This window comes from Microbacterium meiriae, assembly GCF_032364335.1.
Classification (GTDB): domain Bacteria; phylum Actinomycetota; class Actinomycetes; order Actinomycetales; family Microbacteriaceae; genus Microbacterium; species Microbacterium meiriae.
This window is the reverse complement of record NZ_CP133984.1, coordinates 1,823,456-1,839,237: the sequence shown is the minus strand read 5'-3', so window position 1 is coordinate 1,839,237 and position 15,782 is coordinate 1,823,456. Positions and strand designations below refer to the sequence as shown.

General features: G+C 70.1%; 13 protein-coding genes. 12 read left to right on the top strand and 1 reads right to left on the bottom strand.

Annotated features, from left to right (window positions below; genetic code table 11):
* Positions 1-8 precede the first annotated feature (8 nt).
* On the bottom strand, positions 9-347 hold the full coding sequence (locus RI211_RS08815; RefSeq protein ID WP_315636848.1) for a hypothetical protein: 339 nt from the start codon (positions 345-347) through the stop codon (positions 9-11).
* Between the two features lie 176 nt (positions 348-523).
* Between RI211_RS08815 and efp the strand changes: the two genes are divergently transcribed.
* The 12 genes from efp (at position 524) to gmk (ending at position 15,779) form a co-directional block, all read left to right on the top strand.
* Positions 524-1,084, top strand: coding sequence for an elongation factor P (gene efp / locus RI211_RS08810; RefSeq protein WP_025103502.1), 561 nt, complete (start codon positions 524-526; stop codon positions 1,082-1,084).
* Between the two features lie 3 nt (positions 1,085-1,087).
* Complete coding sequence (gene nusB / locus RI211_RS08805) at positions 1,088-1,498, top strand: transcription antitermination factor NusB (protein WP_101845674.1); 411 nt, start codon at positions 1,088-1,090, stop codon at positions 1,496-1,498.
* A 43-nt stretch (positions 1,499-1,541) separates the two neighbouring features.
* A complete protein-coding gene (locus RI211_RS08800) occupies positions 1,542-4,502 on the top strand; it encodes a DEAD/DEAH box helicase (protein WP_315636849.1) in 2,961 nt (986 codons plus the stop codon).
* Between the two features lie 80 nt (positions 4,503-4,582).
* Positions 4,583-6,160, top strand: a complete 1,578-nt coding sequence (locus RI211_RS08795; RefSeq protein WP_025103499.1) for a Rieske 2Fe-2S domain-containing protein — start codon at positions 4,583-4,585, stop codon at positions 6,158-6,160.
* A gap of 84 nt (positions 6,161-6,244) precedes the next feature.
* Positions 6,245-6,775, top strand: a complete 531-nt coding sequence (pyrR, locus tag RI211_RS08790; protein ID WP_259954496.1) for a bifunctional pyr operon transcriptional regulator/uracil phosphoribosyltransferase PyrR — start codon at positions 6,245-6,247, stop codon at positions 6,773-6,775.
* Entirely contained in the window at positions 6,772-7,737 is a 966-nt protein-coding gene (locus RI211_RS08785; protein ID WP_315636850.1) for an aspartate carbamoyltransferase catalytic subunit, read from the top strand. The genes pyrR and RI211_RS08785 overlap by 4 nt, the downstream gene beginning before the upstream one ends.
* Positions 7,734-9,038: a dihydroorotase gene (locus tag RI211_RS08780; protein ID WP_259954494.1), complete on the top strand. Its 1,305-nt coding sequence runs from the start codon at positions 7,734-7,736 to the stop codon at positions 9,036-9,038. The genes RI211_RS08785 and RI211_RS08780 overlap by 4 nt, the downstream gene beginning before the upstream one ends.
* Positions 9,035-9,547 carry a PH-like domain-containing protein gene (locus tag RI211_RS08775; RefSeq protein ID WP_187661502.1) on the top strand — a complete coding sequence of 171 codons (513 nt, stop codon included), beginning with the start codon at positions 9,035-9,037 and terminating at the stop codon, positions 9,545-9,547. Before RI211_RS08780 ends, RI211_RS08775 begins: the two co-directional genes overlap by 4 nt.
* On the top strand, positions 9,544-10,746 hold the full coding sequence (carA, locus tag RI211_RS08770; RefSeq protein ID WP_315636851.1) for a glutamine-hydrolyzing carbamoyl-phosphate synthase small subunit: 1,203 nt from the start codon (positions 9,544-9,546) through the stop codon (positions 10,744-10,746). Before RI211_RS08775 ends, carA begins: the two co-directional genes overlap by 4 nt.
* A complete protein-coding gene (gene carB / locus RI211_RS08765) occupies positions 10,746-14,033 on the top strand; it encodes a carbamoyl-phosphate synthase large subunit (RefSeq protein ID WP_187661500.1) in 3,288 nt (1,095 codons plus the stop codon). Before carA ends, carB begins: the two co-directional genes overlap by 1 nt.
* On the top strand, positions 14,030-14,875 hold the full coding sequence (gene pyrF, locus RI211_RS08760; RefSeq protein WP_280565489.1) for an orotidine-5'-phosphate decarboxylase: 846 nt from the start codon (positions 14,030-14,032) through the stop codon (positions 14,873-14,875). The genes carB and pyrF overlap by 4 nt, the downstream gene beginning before the upstream one ends.
* Entirely contained in the window at positions 14,868-15,779 is a 912-nt protein-coding gene (gene gmk / locus RI211_RS08755) for a guanylate kinase (RefSeq protein ID WP_259954489.1), read from the top strand. Before pyrF ends, gmk begins: the two co-directional genes overlap by 8 nt.
* Positions 15,780-15,782: the final 3 nt, after the last annotated feature.

Below are 15,782 nucleotides of genomic sequence, written 5' to 3'. Positions count from 1 at the left end.
AGGCGGGATCAGGGCAGGCCGACGAGCAGGACGCAGACGGTGATGCCCACCAGCGTCAGCAGAGCCATGGCGAGGAAGCAGCCAGCCAGCGCACGGAGCCGAGGACGCACAGGCGCCACGGTGAGGCGGATGACCACCATCGCCACCAGGCCCAGCACCAGGACGATCGCCGTGATGAGGCCGACCGTTCCCGCCGCCCCGCCGCTGCGGACGATCCCGATCAGGGGCACGAGGCTGACCGCGGTGAAGATCGCGGCGACGATGAGCCAGACCGCCCCGGACGACGTCCGCAGTGCCGGCTGATTCGCCATCCTGGTCGGGTCGCCGTCGCGGTCGTTCTCGCTCATGTCGATTCCTCCTGTCCCGCTCCAGGCTGCCCGGGGCGGTCGTCGTCGTCACGGGGCTTCCCCTCGCACCCAGGAGCGTCTATCGTGCCCACGCGGCGGCTGGCGCCGGGCATCCCGTAGAATCGACTGTCGGCCGACCCCGGCCCCCACGGACTCAGGAACGGAACTCCTCGCACATGGCATCCACCGCAGACATCAAGAACGGCGTCGTCCTCAGCATCGACGGGCAGCTCTGGAGCGTCATCGAGTTCCAGCACGTCAAGCCCGGCAAGGGCGGCGCGTTCGTCCGCACGAAGCTGAAGAACGTCGTCTCGGGCAAGACCGTGGACCGCACGTACAACGCCGGTGCGAAGATCGACATCGAGAACGTCGACCGTCGCGACTACACCTACCTCTACACCGACGGTGACGGGTTCGTGTTCATGGACCAGACCGACTTCGACCAGATCACGCTGCCGGCCGCCACGGTCGGCGACGCGAAGAACTTCCTGCTCGAGAACCAGCAGGTCACCATCGCCCTCAACAACGGCAACCCCCTCTACATCGACCTCCCGGCGTCGGTCATCCTCGAGGTGACCTACACCGAGCCCGGCCTGCAGGGCGACCGCTCGTCCGCCGGCACCAAGCCCGCGACGCTCGAGACCGGCTACGAGATCCAGGTCCCGCTGTTCCTGGAGACCGGCACCAAGGTCAAGGTCGACACCCGCACGGGTGAGTACCTCGGCCGCGAGAAGTAAGGCGTGAGCGCCCGCACGAAGGCGCGCAAGCGCGCGCTCGACATCCTGTTCTCCGCCGACGTCCGCGGCGACGACGTCGCGGTGGCCCTCGCCGCCGAGGCGAAGCGTGCGGCGAACGAGCCCGCACGCGAGGCGTCGTGGCTGTACGCCCGCGAGATCGTCGACGGCATCATCGACCAGCGCGACGAGATCGACGAGCAGATCACGACGCACAGCCGTGACTGGAAGCTCGAGCGGATGCCCGCCGTCGACCGCGCCCTGCTGCGTATCGGCGCGTGGGAGATCCTCTACAACGACGAGGTGCCGACCGCGGTCGCCATCGACGAGGCGGTGGAGCTCGCGAAGGAGTTCTCCACCGACGAGTCGGGCGCGTTCGTCCACGGCGTGCTCGCCCGCGTCGCCCGCTCGGCCTGAGCGCCGCAGCGGCGGTGTCGGCGGTGGCGGGCAGGATCGTCCCATGATCCGCCCGCCCGCCTCCGCTTCGGGTGCCCCGGGAGACGGGGCGCGGGACTGGCGTGCGCTTTTCGAGGGCGGCGCCGCTCCGGCGGCGACGACCCCGCTGGCCCTCGGGTTCGAGCTGCGCGTCCGCGACGCCCGAGGAGCGAATCCGTGGGCGTCCCGGCCGCAGCGCACCGCGACTCCGCGTGATGTCGCGAAGGCGACCGGAGAGATCCTCCTCGGCATCCGGCCGCTGGAGCGGAGCGCGGCGACGGGATCCTGGGTGCTCGGCTCCGCCACCTGGGATGCGGTCCGCCGCGCGCCGGACCAGTACGGTCGGGAACGGTCGCGGTGGTTCGCCGATCTCCTCAGCATCGCGCGCGACACGCTGCTCTCCGGCACGGCGGGGGACTGGCTCGTCGCCGATCTGATCGAGTCGCGGCTGCTCTGGGGACACCTGAGGTCGGCGGCCGACCTCGGCATCCCGCTCGTGGCGGCGCAGCGGTCGACCACGCTCGTCCTCGCCGACACCGCGGAACTCACGGCGGCCGTCTCCCGCGACGAGGGCGGCGGTCTCATCGTCCGTCCGGTTGTCACGGTGGACGGTCGCACCACGGAACAAGGGGGTATCCGTGCCCTCGGGCGCTCCGGCGTGTACGAGATCGCGCAGAGCGGGGCGCGCCTGCAGGTGACCCTGGCGGAGCTTCCGCTCGCGGGCCCCGCGCACTCGCTGCTCCGGGCTGAGACGCTCGTCGTCCCCGCAGAGGAGGAGACGGCCTTCCTCCAGGATGCCTATCCGCTCCTCGCGCGTCGCCTCTCCGTCCGCGCGGTCGGCCGCGTCTCGCTGCCGGACCTCCCGCCTCCCCGTGCCGTGCTGCGGGTGGCGTTCCGTCGCGGCGACACCGTGGAGTACGCCTTCGAGTGGGACTATCGCGGGTTCGGGCGGGTGCCGTTCTCTCCAGGTCAGGAGGCGGTGCGGGATCCGGAGGCGGAAGCCGACATGACCGACCGACTCCGGAGCGTCTGCCAGGAGCGCGGCGTCGACTTCGCCCCCACGGGGACCGTCCACGACGTGGAGGCAGCGGAGTTCATGACCCGCGTCGTCCCGGCGCTGGAGGCGGAGGGTGTCGAGGTGGAGGTGTCCGGCCGCCGAAAGACGTATCGCGAGCTCGCCGGAGAGCCGGAGATCACCGTCTCGACCGTGGAGAGCACCGACCCGGACTGGTTCGACCTCGGCGTGATCGTCCGCATCGACGGTCGGAACATCCCGTTCGAGCCGCTCTTCACCGCCCTGAGCGCGGGGAGACGGAAGCTCCTGCTCGTCGACGGCAGCTACTTCTCCCTGAACCACCCGGCGCTCGACCGTCTGCGTGACCTGCTCGACGAGGCCGGAGACCTCGACGAGTGGGAGACGGGCCCACGGATCAGTCGTCATCAGACGGATCTGTGGGAGGAGTTCGAGGACCTGGCGGACGAAGCCCTTCCCGCGGTGAGCTGGCGCGCCACGGCCGAGGGACTGCGCAGCGCCACTGCGGTGCCGGCGGTGCCGATCCCGCCGGGGCTCACCGCACACCTTCGGCCGTATCAGAAGGAAGGCCTCGACTGGCTCGCGTTCCTCTGGACGCACCGCCTCGGCGGCATCCTCGCCGATGACATGGGGCTCGGGAAGACCGTCCAGCTGCTCGCGCTCATCCTGCATGCCAGGGCGGCGGGGGAGGAGCGCCCCTTCCTCGTCGTGGTCCCGACGTCCGTGCTGGCCACGTGGCGCACCGAAGCCGCGCGATTCGCTCCCGGCCTCCGCGTGGTCACCCGGGACTCCACGGCCGGACCGTCGGCGAGTGTCGCGGCTCGCGAGGCCGACGTCGTGCTGACGACCTACGCCGTCGCCCGGCTCGATGAAGAGGGGTTCGCGGGCGTCGCCTGGGCCGGACTGATCCTCGACGAGGCCCAGTTCGTGAAGAATCCGGCGACGAAGCTGCACCGTGCCGTCGCCCGCTTCCCAGCCGACGTCACCATCGCGGTCACGGGCACGCCGCTGGAGAACAGTCTGGAGGAGCTCTGGGCGCTGCTGAAGCTCACGGCGCCCGGCCTGTTCGCCTCGGCGCGGAAGTTCCGCGAGCACTACATCCAGCCGATCGAGCAGGGGAAGGTCCCGGAGAACGCGGAGGGCGGACCCTACCGGCAGCGCCGCCTCGCGCAGCTTCGACGGCGCATCCGTCCCCTCGTGCTCCGCCGCACCAAGGAGCTCGTCGCCCCCGATCTTCCGCCGAAGCAGGAGCAGGTGCTGGAGGTCGAGCTGAGCGCGCGGCATCGCGAGCTCTACGAGACGGTGCTGCAACGCGAGCGGCAGAAGGTGCTCGGCCTGCTGGAGGATCTCGACCGGAACCGCTTCATCGTGTTCCGGTCGCTGACTCTGCTGCGCATGCTGAGCCTCGCTCCGGCGCTGATCGACCCGGCCGATGCGCGCCTCGGCTCCCGCAAGCTCGACGAGCTCCTGGAACGGATCGTCGAGCTGCAGGCGGAGGGGCACCGCGCGCTCGTGTTCAGCCAGTTCACGTCCTTCCTCGACATGGCGGCCGCGCGTCTGGACGCCGCCGGCATCCCGTACGCGCACCTCGACGGCTCGACGAGGCATCGCGAGCGGGTGGTCACGGACTTCGCGGAGGGGGAGCAGCCCGTCTTCCTCGTCAGCCTGAAGGCCGGCGGATTCGGACTCACCCTGACCGAGGCCGACTACGTCTTCCTCCTCGACCCGTGGTGGAATCCCGCCGCCGAGGCGCAGGCCGTCGACCGCACGCACCGCATCGGCCAGCGCAGCCAGGTGTTCGTCTACCGCATGATCGCGACCGGCACGATCGAGGAGAAGGTCCTCGCGCTGCAACGCCGCAAGGCGCGGCTGTTCACGGCCGTGCTCGACGACGACGCGCTCTTCGCCCAGGCGCTCACCGCCGACGACATCCGCGGTCTCTTCGACGACTAGACCGTTTTCCCCGGCCCGTCCCGCCGGGTGCTCAGGGAGCCGTCGGTACAATCGAACGGTTCATCTTCGAGAGGAATGCAATGCGGATCACGGGACTCGGCCACGCCGGCATGTTCATCGAGACGGTGGGCGGCAACATCATCTGCGACCCGGTGCTCGGCCCGTCCTTCTTCGGGTCCTGGTTCCCGTTCCCGGACAACCGCGCGCTCGACTGGGAGCGGTACGGACGGGAAGCCGACTTCCTCTACATCTCGCACCGGCACCGCGACCACTTCGACCCGGCGCTGCTGGAGCGGTACATCCGCAAGGACATCGAGGTGCTCCTGCCGGAGTACCCGATCGACGACCTGGAGCAGGACATCCGGGCGCTCGGCTACACGAACATCACGTACGCGCCCGCCGGCGAGATCATCGAGCGCGGGGCGCTCAAGATGATGATCACCCCGCTGCGCGCTCCGAGCGACGGCCCGATCGGCGATTCGTCGCTCAGCGTGGACGACGGCACGGGGTCGATGCTGAACCAGAACGACTCGCACCCGCTCGATCTCGACAAGCTGCTGCACTTCGGGAAGCCCGACGCCTACTTCACCCAGGTCTCCGGAGCGATCTGGTGGCCCATGGTCTACGACCTGCCGCTGGACGCCAAGCAGAACTTCGCCCGTCTCAAGCGCGAGGCGCAGAACAAGCGGGCGATGTACTACATCGAGAAGGTCGACGCGCCGCACGTCTTCCCGATGGCAGGGCCGCCCATGTTCCTCCGCGACGACCTCTTCGACTTCAACGGGATGGGCCGCAACGGCGAGTCCATCTTCACGGACCAGAAGCAGTTCATCGCGCACATGAAGGAGCTGGCGCCGAAGTACGACGGGCAGCTCTTCGTCCCCGGCACGCTCGTCACGATCGACGGCGGTGCGGTGACCACCGAGCAGACGCTCTACACCGAGGCCGAGCTCGCCCACATCTTCGACGAGAAGTGGGAGTACCTGGAGGAGCAGCGCGCGACCCGCCAGCAGGAGATCCGCGACGAGGAGGCGTCTCGCGCCGAGATCATCCCGCCCGACGAGATGCTGGCGGCGATCAAGGAGTGGTGGGAGCCGCTGCTGAAGAAGTCGCGCACCATCCGCCTCGGCGTCGGCGGGCACGTCCGCTTCCGCATCGGGGAGCTGGACATGGTGGTCGACTTCCCGCGCGCCAAGGTCCGCGAGTACGCGGGGGAGGAGTGCGTGTACTGGTACACGATCCCCGCCGACCTCGTCTCGACGAACATCCGCGACCACGAGATCGACTGGTCGAACTCGATCTTCCTGTCGATGCAGTTCTCGGTCGGACGCAGCGGCAAGTTCAACGAGTTCCTCACCACGTTCCTCAAGTGCCTCTCGGTCGACCGGATCGAGTACGTCGAGAACTGGTACCAGGAGCAGACCGACCAGACCGAGGACGCGGAGATCGGCGACTGGGTCGTCCAGCGCCGCTGCCCGCACCTGCGCGCCGACCTCACCAAGACGGGGAAGGTCGACGAGGACGGCATCCTCACGTGCAGCATGCACGACTGGAAGTGGGACCTGAAGACCGGGCGCTGCCTCTCCACGAGCGGCCATCCGATCCGGTCGTCCAAGATCGACGATGTGACGGATCCCGTGCTCCGCGAGGCGAGCTGACCGGGCGGACCATCGCGGGTCCGATAGACTGGCGGCACTAGCAACCTTTAACACCGTCCTGTGAGGCGGAGAAGGGAGCGGCTGATGAGTGTGCGCACTGTGCTGCACCAAGCCGACATCTCACGAGCGCTGACCCGGATCGCGCACGAGATCCTCGAGTCCAATCGCGGGGCCGACGGCCTCGTCCTGCTGGGTATCCCGACCCGCGGCGTCACGCTGGGTCACCGGCTCGCCGCCCTGATCAGCGAGATCGCCCAAGTCTCCGTCCCGGTCGGATCGCTCGACGTGACCCTCTTCCGCGACGATCTCGCCAAGCATCCGACGCGGTCGCCGCAGCCGACGGAGATCCCCCCGGGCGGCATCGACGGCAAGACGGTCGTCCTCGTCGACGACGTGCTGTTCTCCGGCCGGAGCATCCGCGCCGCTCTCGACGCCTTGCAGTCGATCGGTCGCCCCGCCGTCGTCCGTCTCGCGATCCTCATCGACCGCGGACACCGCGAGCTGCCGATCCGACCCGACTTCGTGGGCAAGAACATCCCCTCCGCGCGCACCGAGCGCGTCAACGTGCGCCTGTTCGAGAACGACGGCGCCGAGGAGGTGACGATCGGCGAATGAGGCACCTCCTCGACACCCGCACGCTCGACAGAGCCACCGCCCTGCGCATCCTCGACGTCGCCGAGGACATGGCTGACACGCAGTCCCGCGAAGTCAAGAAGCTCCCCACGCTCCGTGGCAAGACGGTCGTGAACCTCTTCTTCGAGGACTCCACGCGCACCCGCATCTCCTTCGAGGCCGCGGCGAAGCGCCTGTCGGCCGACGTCATCAACTTCGCCGCGAAGGGCTCCAGCGTCTCCAAGGGCGAGAGCCTGAAGGACACCGCGCAGACGCTCGAGGCCATCGGCGCCGACGCGGTCGTCGTGCGGCACCCCGGCTCCGGCGCCCCGCAGACCCTGGCCACAAGCGGCTGGATCTCCGCCGGGGTCGTGAACGCCGGCGATGGTACGCACGAGCATCCCACCCAGGCACTCCTCGACGCCTTCACCATCCGCAAGCGCCGGTTCGGAGCGGACAGCCGCGGACGCGATCTGTCCGGTCTCCGAGTGACGATCGTCGGCGACGTGCTGCACTCGCGGGTGGCGCGCTCCAACGTCTGGCTGCTCACGACGCTCGGCGCCGAGGTCACGCTCGTCTCGCCGCCGACCCTGCTTCCGCAGAACGTGTCCCTGTGGCCGGTCCGCGTGGTCTACGACCTGGACGAAGCCCTCGCGGAGGGGCCGGACGCTGTGATGATGCTGCGCATCCAGCTCGAGCGGATGAACGCGGCGTATTTCCCGACTGAGCGGGAGTATTCGCGCCGGTGGGGCCTGGACGCACGGCGCGTGGCGGCTCTGCCGGGCGGTAGCATTGTCCTGCACCCCGGACCCATGAACCGGGGACTGGAGATCTCCTCCGAAGCTGCCGATTCCCCCCGTTCGACGGTGCTGGAACAGGTGTCGAACGGGGTCTCCGTGCGCATGGCGGTGCTGTACCTGCTGCTGGCAGGGGAACGAGACGACGAACGAGGGGGAGACCTGTGAGCGAGACCCTCGTCATCACCGGTGCACAGCTGCTCGGCGCGACGAGCGCCGACATCATCATCGAGGACGGCGTGATCGCCGAGGTCGGGACGGGGCTCACCCGCACCGGCGCGCGCGTGATCGACGCCGCGGGCCTGGTCGCGCTGCCGGGTCTCGTCGATCTGCACACCCATCTGCGCGAACCCGGGTTCGAGGCCTCCGAGACGATCCTCACCGGCACCAGAGCGGCCGCCGCCGGCGGGTTCACCGCCGTGTTCGCGATGCCGAACACCTCCCCGGTCGCCGACACGGCGGGCGTGGTCGAGCAGGAGCTCGCCCTCGGCGAGGCGGCCGGCTACGCGACCGTGCAGCCGATCGGCGCCGTCACCGTGGGCCAGAAGGGCGAGCGCCTCGCGGAACTCGGCGCCATGGCCACCTCGCGTGCCCAGGTGCGGGTCTTCAGCGACGACGGCTTCTGCGTCTGGGACCCGCTGATCATGCGCCGGGCTCTGGAGTACGTGAAGTCCTTCGACGGCGTCATCGCCCAGCATGCGCAGGACCCGCGGCTCACCGAGGGCGCCCAGATGAACGAGGGCACCGTCTCGGCCGAGCTCGGGCTGGCCGGGTGGCCGGCGGTCGCCGAGGAATCGATCATCGCCCGTGACGTGCTCCTCGCCGAGCACGTCGGCTCGCGGCTGCACGTGTGTCATCTCTCGACGGCCGGCTCGGTCGACATCATCCGCTGGGCCAAGAAGCGAGGCGTCGACGTCACGGCGGAGGTCACGCCGCACCACCTGCTGCTCACCGACGAACTCGTCCGCGGCTACGACGCGCGGTTCAAGGTCAACCCGCCGCTGCGCCGCGAGGAGGACGTCCTCGCGGTTCGGGAGGGTCTCGCCGATGGCACGATCGACATCGTCGCGACCGACCACGCACCGCACCCCAGCGAGCACAAGGCATGCGAGTGGCAGGCCGCCGCGAACGGCATGGTCGGTCTGGAGAGCGCCCTGCGTGTCGTGCACCAGTCGATGGTGCAGACCGGTCTGCTCGGCTGGGCCGACGTCGCCCGTGTCATGAGCTCGACGCCCGCCCGCATTGGCCGGCTCTCCGGCCACGGCACGCCGCTCGCAGCCGGGCAGCCCGCGCACATCACGCTGTACGACCCCGCGGTCGACGGTGTGTTCACCGCCGCGGACCTGCACGGGCGCAGCGTGAACTCGCCCTACCTGGGCCGCGCACTGCCCGGGCGCGTGGAGTACACGGTGCACGGCGGCGTCCTCACGGTCGACGGCGGCACCGTCGTCGAGGAGCTCGGCGCATGAGCGCACGGGACCTCGCGGTCGCGATCATCATCGCCGTCGCGCTGCTCATCCTGCTGTCGATGCTGTTCGCCTGGCGACGACGAGTGCGGCGCGATGCCGCGTACACGGCCCCGCTCGGGGTGCCGGAGCACGCGGAGGTGACGCGCCGCGACGAGGTGCTTTACGTGTCCACCACTCGGCACGAGCAGCCCCTCGAACGGCTCGCGATCACTCCGCTGGCGTTCCGTGCACGCGGCGAGCTGGCTGTGACCGACCGCGGCATCGCGCTGGCCCTGGACGGTGCCCCCACCGTCTTCCTCGCCGCCGACCGCCTGGTCTCCGTCGACCGCGCGACCGTCACCATCGATCGCGTCGTGGAGCCCGGCGGGCTCGTGCGCATCGCGTGGCACGTCGACGACGCGACCGTCGTCGACAGCTATGTGCGCCTCACCGGCGGCGACCTCCCGACCCTCATCTCCGACCTGCAGCGGCTCATCCCCGCCGCCCCTGACACAGGAGCCACGTCATGACCCTCTCGACTTCCTCCCCGCAGGCCTCCGCGGCCCGCCTCCCCGATCCCGCCGTCCTCGTGCTCGAGGACGGCACCCGACACCGCGGACGCGCCTACGGCGCGCGCGGACGCACCCTCGGCGAGGTCGTGTTCGCCACCGGCATGTCGGGATACCAGGAGACCATCACCGACCCGTCCTACGCCGGACAGATCGTCCTGCAGACGGCCCCGCACATCGGCAACACCGGCATGAACGACGAAGACACCGAGTCCCGCCGCATCTGGGTCGCCGGCTACATCGTGCGCGACCCCTCGCGCGTCGTCTCGAACTGGCGTGCGAACGCGTCCCTCGACGAGGTCCTCGTCGAGGACGGCATCGTCGGCATCAGTGGCATCGACACCCGTGCGGTCACCCGTCACATCCGCTCCGCCGGCTCCATGCGCGGCGGCATCTTCTCGGGTGCGGACGCGGAGCTCGACCCGGAGGAGCAGCTGCGCATCGTCCGCGAGGCTCCGGAGATGACCGGCCTCAACCTCTCTGCCCAGGTGTCCGTCGAGAGCGCGACCGTGACCCCGGCGGTGGGGGAGCGCATCGGCAACCTCGCCGTGCTCGACCTGGGTGTGAAGCAGGCCACGATCGACAACCTCGCCGCCCGCGGCTTCGACGTGCACGTCCTCCCGCAGGACGTGAGCATCGACGAGATCCGGGCGATCGAGCCTGTCGCCGTCTTCTACTCGAACGGCCCCGGGGACCCCGCGGCGTCGGGCCACCACGTCGAACTGCTGCGCGCGGTCCTCGACGACGGTCTGCCCTTCTTCGGTATCTGCTTCGGCAACCAGCTCCTCGGCCGCGCCCTGGGTCTCGGCACGTACAAGCTGCCGTTCGGCCACCGCGGCATCAACCAGCCGGTGCTGGACAAGCAGACGGGCAAGGTGGAGATCACCGCGCACAACCACGGCTTCGCCGTCGAGGCGCCCCTGGAGGGCTCGTTCGACAGCCCGCACGGCTACGGCAAGGTCGAGGTCAGCCACGTCGGCCTCAACGACAACGTCGTGGAGGGCCTGCGCGCCCTCGACATCCCCGCCTTCTCGGTGCAGTACCACCCCGAGGCCGCGGCCGGACCGCACGACGCCAACTACCTCTTCGACCGCTTCCGCGACATGGTCATCGCGACCCTTCGACCCGCTCAGGGACCCACCCAGGGAGATGCAAAGTAATGCCCAAGCGCGACGACATCCACTCCGTCCTCGTCATCGGCTCCGGCCCGATCGTCATCGGCCAGGCCTGTGAGTTCGACTACTCCGGCACCCAGGCGTGCCGCGTCCTCCGCGAGGAGGGCGTCCGCGTCATCCTCGTCAACTCGAACCCGGCGACGATCATGACCGACCCCGACTTCGCCGACGCGACGTACATCGAGCCGATCACCCCCGCGGTGATCGAGACGATCATCGCGAAGGAGAAGCCCGACGCGATCCTGCCGACGCTCGGCGGTCAGACGGCGCTGAACGCCGCGATGGCGCTGCACGAGCAGGGCATCCTCGAGAAGTACGACGTCGAGCTCATCGGCGCGAAGGTGGACGCCATCAAGAAGGGCGAGGACCGTCAGGTCTTCAAGGAGCTCGTCCTCGAAGCGGGCGCGGACGTCGCCAAGAGCGTCATCGCGCACACCATGGACGACCTCCTCGCCGGTGCCGAGCAGCTCGGCTACCCGCTCGTGGTGCGCCCCTCCTTCACGATGGGTGGGTTGGGCTCCGGCTTCGCCTACGACGAGGAGGACCTGCGCCGTATCGGCGGTGCCGGCCTGCGTGACTCGCCGACGACCGAGGTGCTCCTGGAGGAGTCGATCCTCGGCTGGAAGGAGTACGAGCTCGAGCTCATGCGCGACACCGCCGACAACACGGTCGTCGTCTGCTCCATCGAGAACGTCGACCCGGTCGGCGTGCACACGGGCGACTCGATCACCGTGGCCCCGGCGCTGACCCTGACCGACCGCGAGTACCAGAAGCTCCGCGACATCGGCATCGACATCATCCGTGCGGTGGGCGTGGACACGGGTGGCTGCAACATCCAGTTCGCGGTCAACCCGGAGAACGGGCGCATCATCGTCATCGAGATGAACCCGCGCGTGTCCCGGTCGAGCGCCCTGGCGTCGAAGGCCACCGGCTTCCCGATCGCCAAGCTCGCGGCCAAGCTCGCCCTCGGGTACCGTCTCGACGAGATCCCGAACGACATCACCGGCGTGACCCCGGCGAGCTTCGAGCCGACGCTCGACTACGTCGTCGTCAAGGTCCCGCGCTTCGCGTTCGAGAAGTTCCCGGCCGCCGACGCCACGCTCACCACGACCATGAAGTCGGTCGGCGAGGCGATGGCGATCGGCCGCAACTACGCCACCGCACTGCAGAAGGCGCTGCGGTCGCTCGAGAAGCGGGGCTCCAGCTTCCACTGGGGCGAGGAGTCGCGCAGCGTCGAGGAACTGCTCGAGATCGCGAAGACGCCGACCGACGGCCGGATCGTCACCCTGCAGCAGGCGCTGCGCAAGGGCGCGACCATCGAGCAGGCGTTCGAGGCCACGGCCATCGACCCCTGGTTCCTCGACCAGATCGTCCTCATCAACGAGGTCGCCGAGGTCGTGCGCACCGCCGGCGAGCTGGACGACGCGACGCTGCGCTACGCCAAGGAGCACGGCTTCTCCGACGCGCAGATCGCCCAGCTCCGCGGCGAGAGCGAGGCCGAGATCCGCGGCGTGCGCCACGGCCTGGGAATCCGCCCCGTCTACAAGACGGTCGACACCTGCGCGGGGGAGTTCCCCGCGCTGACGCCGTACCACTACTCGAGCTACGACGCCGAGACCGAGGTCGCGCCGTCGGACCGCACCAAGGTCGTCATCATCGGCTCCGGCCCGAACCGCATCGGTCAGGGCGTCGAGTTCGACTACTCCTGCGTGCACGCCTCGTTCGCGCTGTCGGACGCGGGCTTCGAGACCGTGATGATCAACTGCAACCCGGAGACCGTGTCGACCGACTACGACACGTCCGACCGGCTGTACTTCGAGCCGCTGACGCTCGAGGACGTCCTGGAGGTCCTGGACGCGGAGGCGGCGAGCGGCACCATCCTCGGCGTCGTCTGCCAGCTCGGTGGCCAGACCCCGCTCGGGCTCGCGAAGGGCATCGAGGCGGCCGGCTACACGGTCCTGGGGACGAGCCCGGAGGCCATCGACCTGGCCGAGGAGCGCGAGCTGTTCTCGCGACTGCTCGACGAGGCCGGGCTGCTGGCGCCGCGCAACGGCACGGCGATCGACGTGGAGGGCGCGGTGCGCATCGCCGAGGAGATCGGCTACCCCGTGCTCGTGCGCCCGAGCTTCGTGCTCGGCGGTCGCGGCATGGAGATCGTCTACGGCACCGATGCGCTGCGCGACTACTTCGTGCGGACGGCCGGCGAGGTCGTGATCGAGGAGGGCAAGCCGCTCCTGGTCGACCGGTTCCTCGACGACGCGATCGAGCTCGATGTGGACGCCCTGTACGACGGCACCGACCTCTTCATCGGCGGCGTCATGGAGCACCTGGAGGAAGCCGGCATCCACTCCGGCGACTCGAGCTGCACGCTGCCGCCGGTCTCGCTCGGTCGCAGCGACGTGGACCGCGTCCGCGAGGCCACCCTCGCCATCGCACAGGGCGTCGGCGTGCGCGGTCTGCTGAACGTGCAGTTCGCGATCAGCGCCGGCGTGCTCTACGTCATCGAGGCGAATCCCCGGGCGAGCCGCACGGTACCGTTCGTCTCGAAGGCGCTGGGCATCCCGATGGCGAAGGCCGCCAGCCGCATCATGGCCGGCTCGACGATCGCCGAGCTCCGCGCCGAGGGGATGCTGCCCGAACAGGACGGCTCGCGCGTCCCGCTGGACGCCCCGGTCTCGGTCAAGGAGGCCGTGCTGCCCTTCAAGCGGTTCCGCACCGCCGACGGCAAGACCGTCGACTCGGTCCTCGGCCCGGAGATGCGCTCGACCGGCGAGGTCATGGGCATCGACCGGGACTTCCCGACCGCGTTCGCGAAGTCCCAGGCCGCGGCCTACGGCGGCATGCCGACGTCGGGAACCGTGTTCATCTCGGTCGCCGACTCCGACAAGCGCGCGGTGATCCTCCCGGCGCACCGCCTCCAGCAGCTCGGCTTCACGATCGTGGCGACCGAGGGCACGGCGGAGATCCTGTCGCGCAACGGCATCGCCGTCACGGTGGTCGAGAAGTACAGCGAGACGCAGGAGTCCGGAGCCCGGAACATCGTCGACCTCATCAACGACGGGGAGATCGACATCGTCGTGAACACCCCGTCGGGTGGTGCCGCTCGCGCGGACGGCTACGAGATCCGCGCCGCCGCGGTGGCCGCGGACAAGGCGCTCTTCACGACCATCGCCGTGCTCGGTGCGGCGGTGAGCGGGATGGACGCCGCGCACGAGGGCTTCCAGGTCAAGAGCCTGCAGGAGTACGCGCAGGACCGGATGGCCGCGGTATGACGGAACGCTTCGGCGAGCGGGCCCGCGCCGCCCTGGAGGCGCACGGCCCGCTCTGTGTCGGCATCGACCCCCACTCCGCTCTGCTGGCGGCGTGGGGGCTGACCGCCGATGCTGCCGGAGTCCGGGAGTTCGGGCTCCGTACCGTCGAGGCGGCCGCCGGTCGCGCCGGTCTCGTGAAGCCGCAGGTGTCGTTCTTCGAGCGATACGGCGCGGCCGGGTTCGCGGCCCTCGAGGAGGTGCTGGCGGCCGCGCGCGCGGCCGGACTGCTGGTGATCGCCGACGCCAAGCGCGGCGACATCGGGTCGACGATGGCGGATTACGCCCAGGCCTGGCTCCCCGCGGGCGCGCCGCTGGAGGCGGATGCCCTGACGGTGAACCCGTACCTCGGCGTCGGTGCGCTGGAGGGTGCGTTCGCCCTCGCGGAGGCGCACGGCAAGGGGCTCTTCGTCCTCGCCGCGACCAGCAACCCCGAGGCGACCGTGCTGCAGCGCGCGACGACCGCGGACGGCGAGACCGTGTCCGCGGCCGTGATCGCCGAGGTGTCGCGCCGGAACGCCACCGGGACGCCCGAGGGGGAGTGGGGGAGCTTCGGCTTCGTCATCGGTGCCACAGTGGACGCGGTGGAAGCGGGGCTGACTCCGTTCGCGCCCGTCGCCCCGATCCTCGCCCCCGGCTTCGGCGCACAGGGCGCCACTCCCGTGGATCTCGTCCGCCGCTTCGGCTCCCAGGCCGGCTCGGTGATCGCGAGCGAGAGCCGCAGCCTCCTCTCCGCGGGCCCGGCGGCCCTCGCCGAGACGATCGCCGACCGTGCCGCCCAGTATCGAGAGGTCAGCCGTGGCTGAGGAACGCCGCACCGTCCCCGAGGTCGACAGGGCCGCCGCCGCACGTCGAGCGGTCGAGCGACGGCGCGCCAGGGCCTCGCTCAAGCGTGACCTCACCATGCGCGTCGTCACCCCGCAGGCCGTGCTGCATCGCGCGACGGAGGACCCCGACTCGGTCGAGGGCTCCATGCGCATCACCGACTTCCTCCTCGCCCTCCCCGCGATCGGCGCGGGCAAGCGCGACCGGGTGCTGGAGCAGCTCCACATCTCGCCGGTCAAGCGCCTCGGCGGACTCGGCGCCCGTCAACGCCGAGTGCTGGAGGAGTGGCTCGACGAGCGCTTCCCCGTTCCGACCCCCCGTGGGGCACGCAGCCGGCTCCTCGTCCTCGCCGGCCCCACGGCGGTGGGCAAGGGGACCGTCGCCGCGCACATCCGCGAGAACAACCCGGAGATCCACCTGTCCGTCTCGGCGACCACCCGGCCGCCGCGCCCGGGCGAGATCGACGGTGTGCACTACTACTTCGTGGACGACGCCGAGTTCGACCGCCTGGTCGCCGACGGCGAGCTGCTGGAGTATGCGGTGGTCCACAACCGCTCGCGCTACGGCACCCCGCGCGCCCCGATCGACGCCGCACTGGCGGAGGGGAAGACCGTCCTGCTGGAGATCGACCTGCAGGGCGCGCGCCAGGTGCGCGATGCGGAGCCGTCCGCGACGCTGATCTTCCTCCTGCCGCCGAGCTGGGACGAGCTGGTGCACAGGCTGGTCGGCCGCGGCACCGAGGACGCCGAGGAACGGGCCCGGCGGCTGCGCACCGCGAAGGTCGAGCTGGCGGCGCAGAACGAGTTCGACCACCTCATCGTGAACGAGGACGTCGCCACCGCCGCCCGCGAGGTCGTAGACTTGTCTACAAGCTCTGCGCGCTGACCT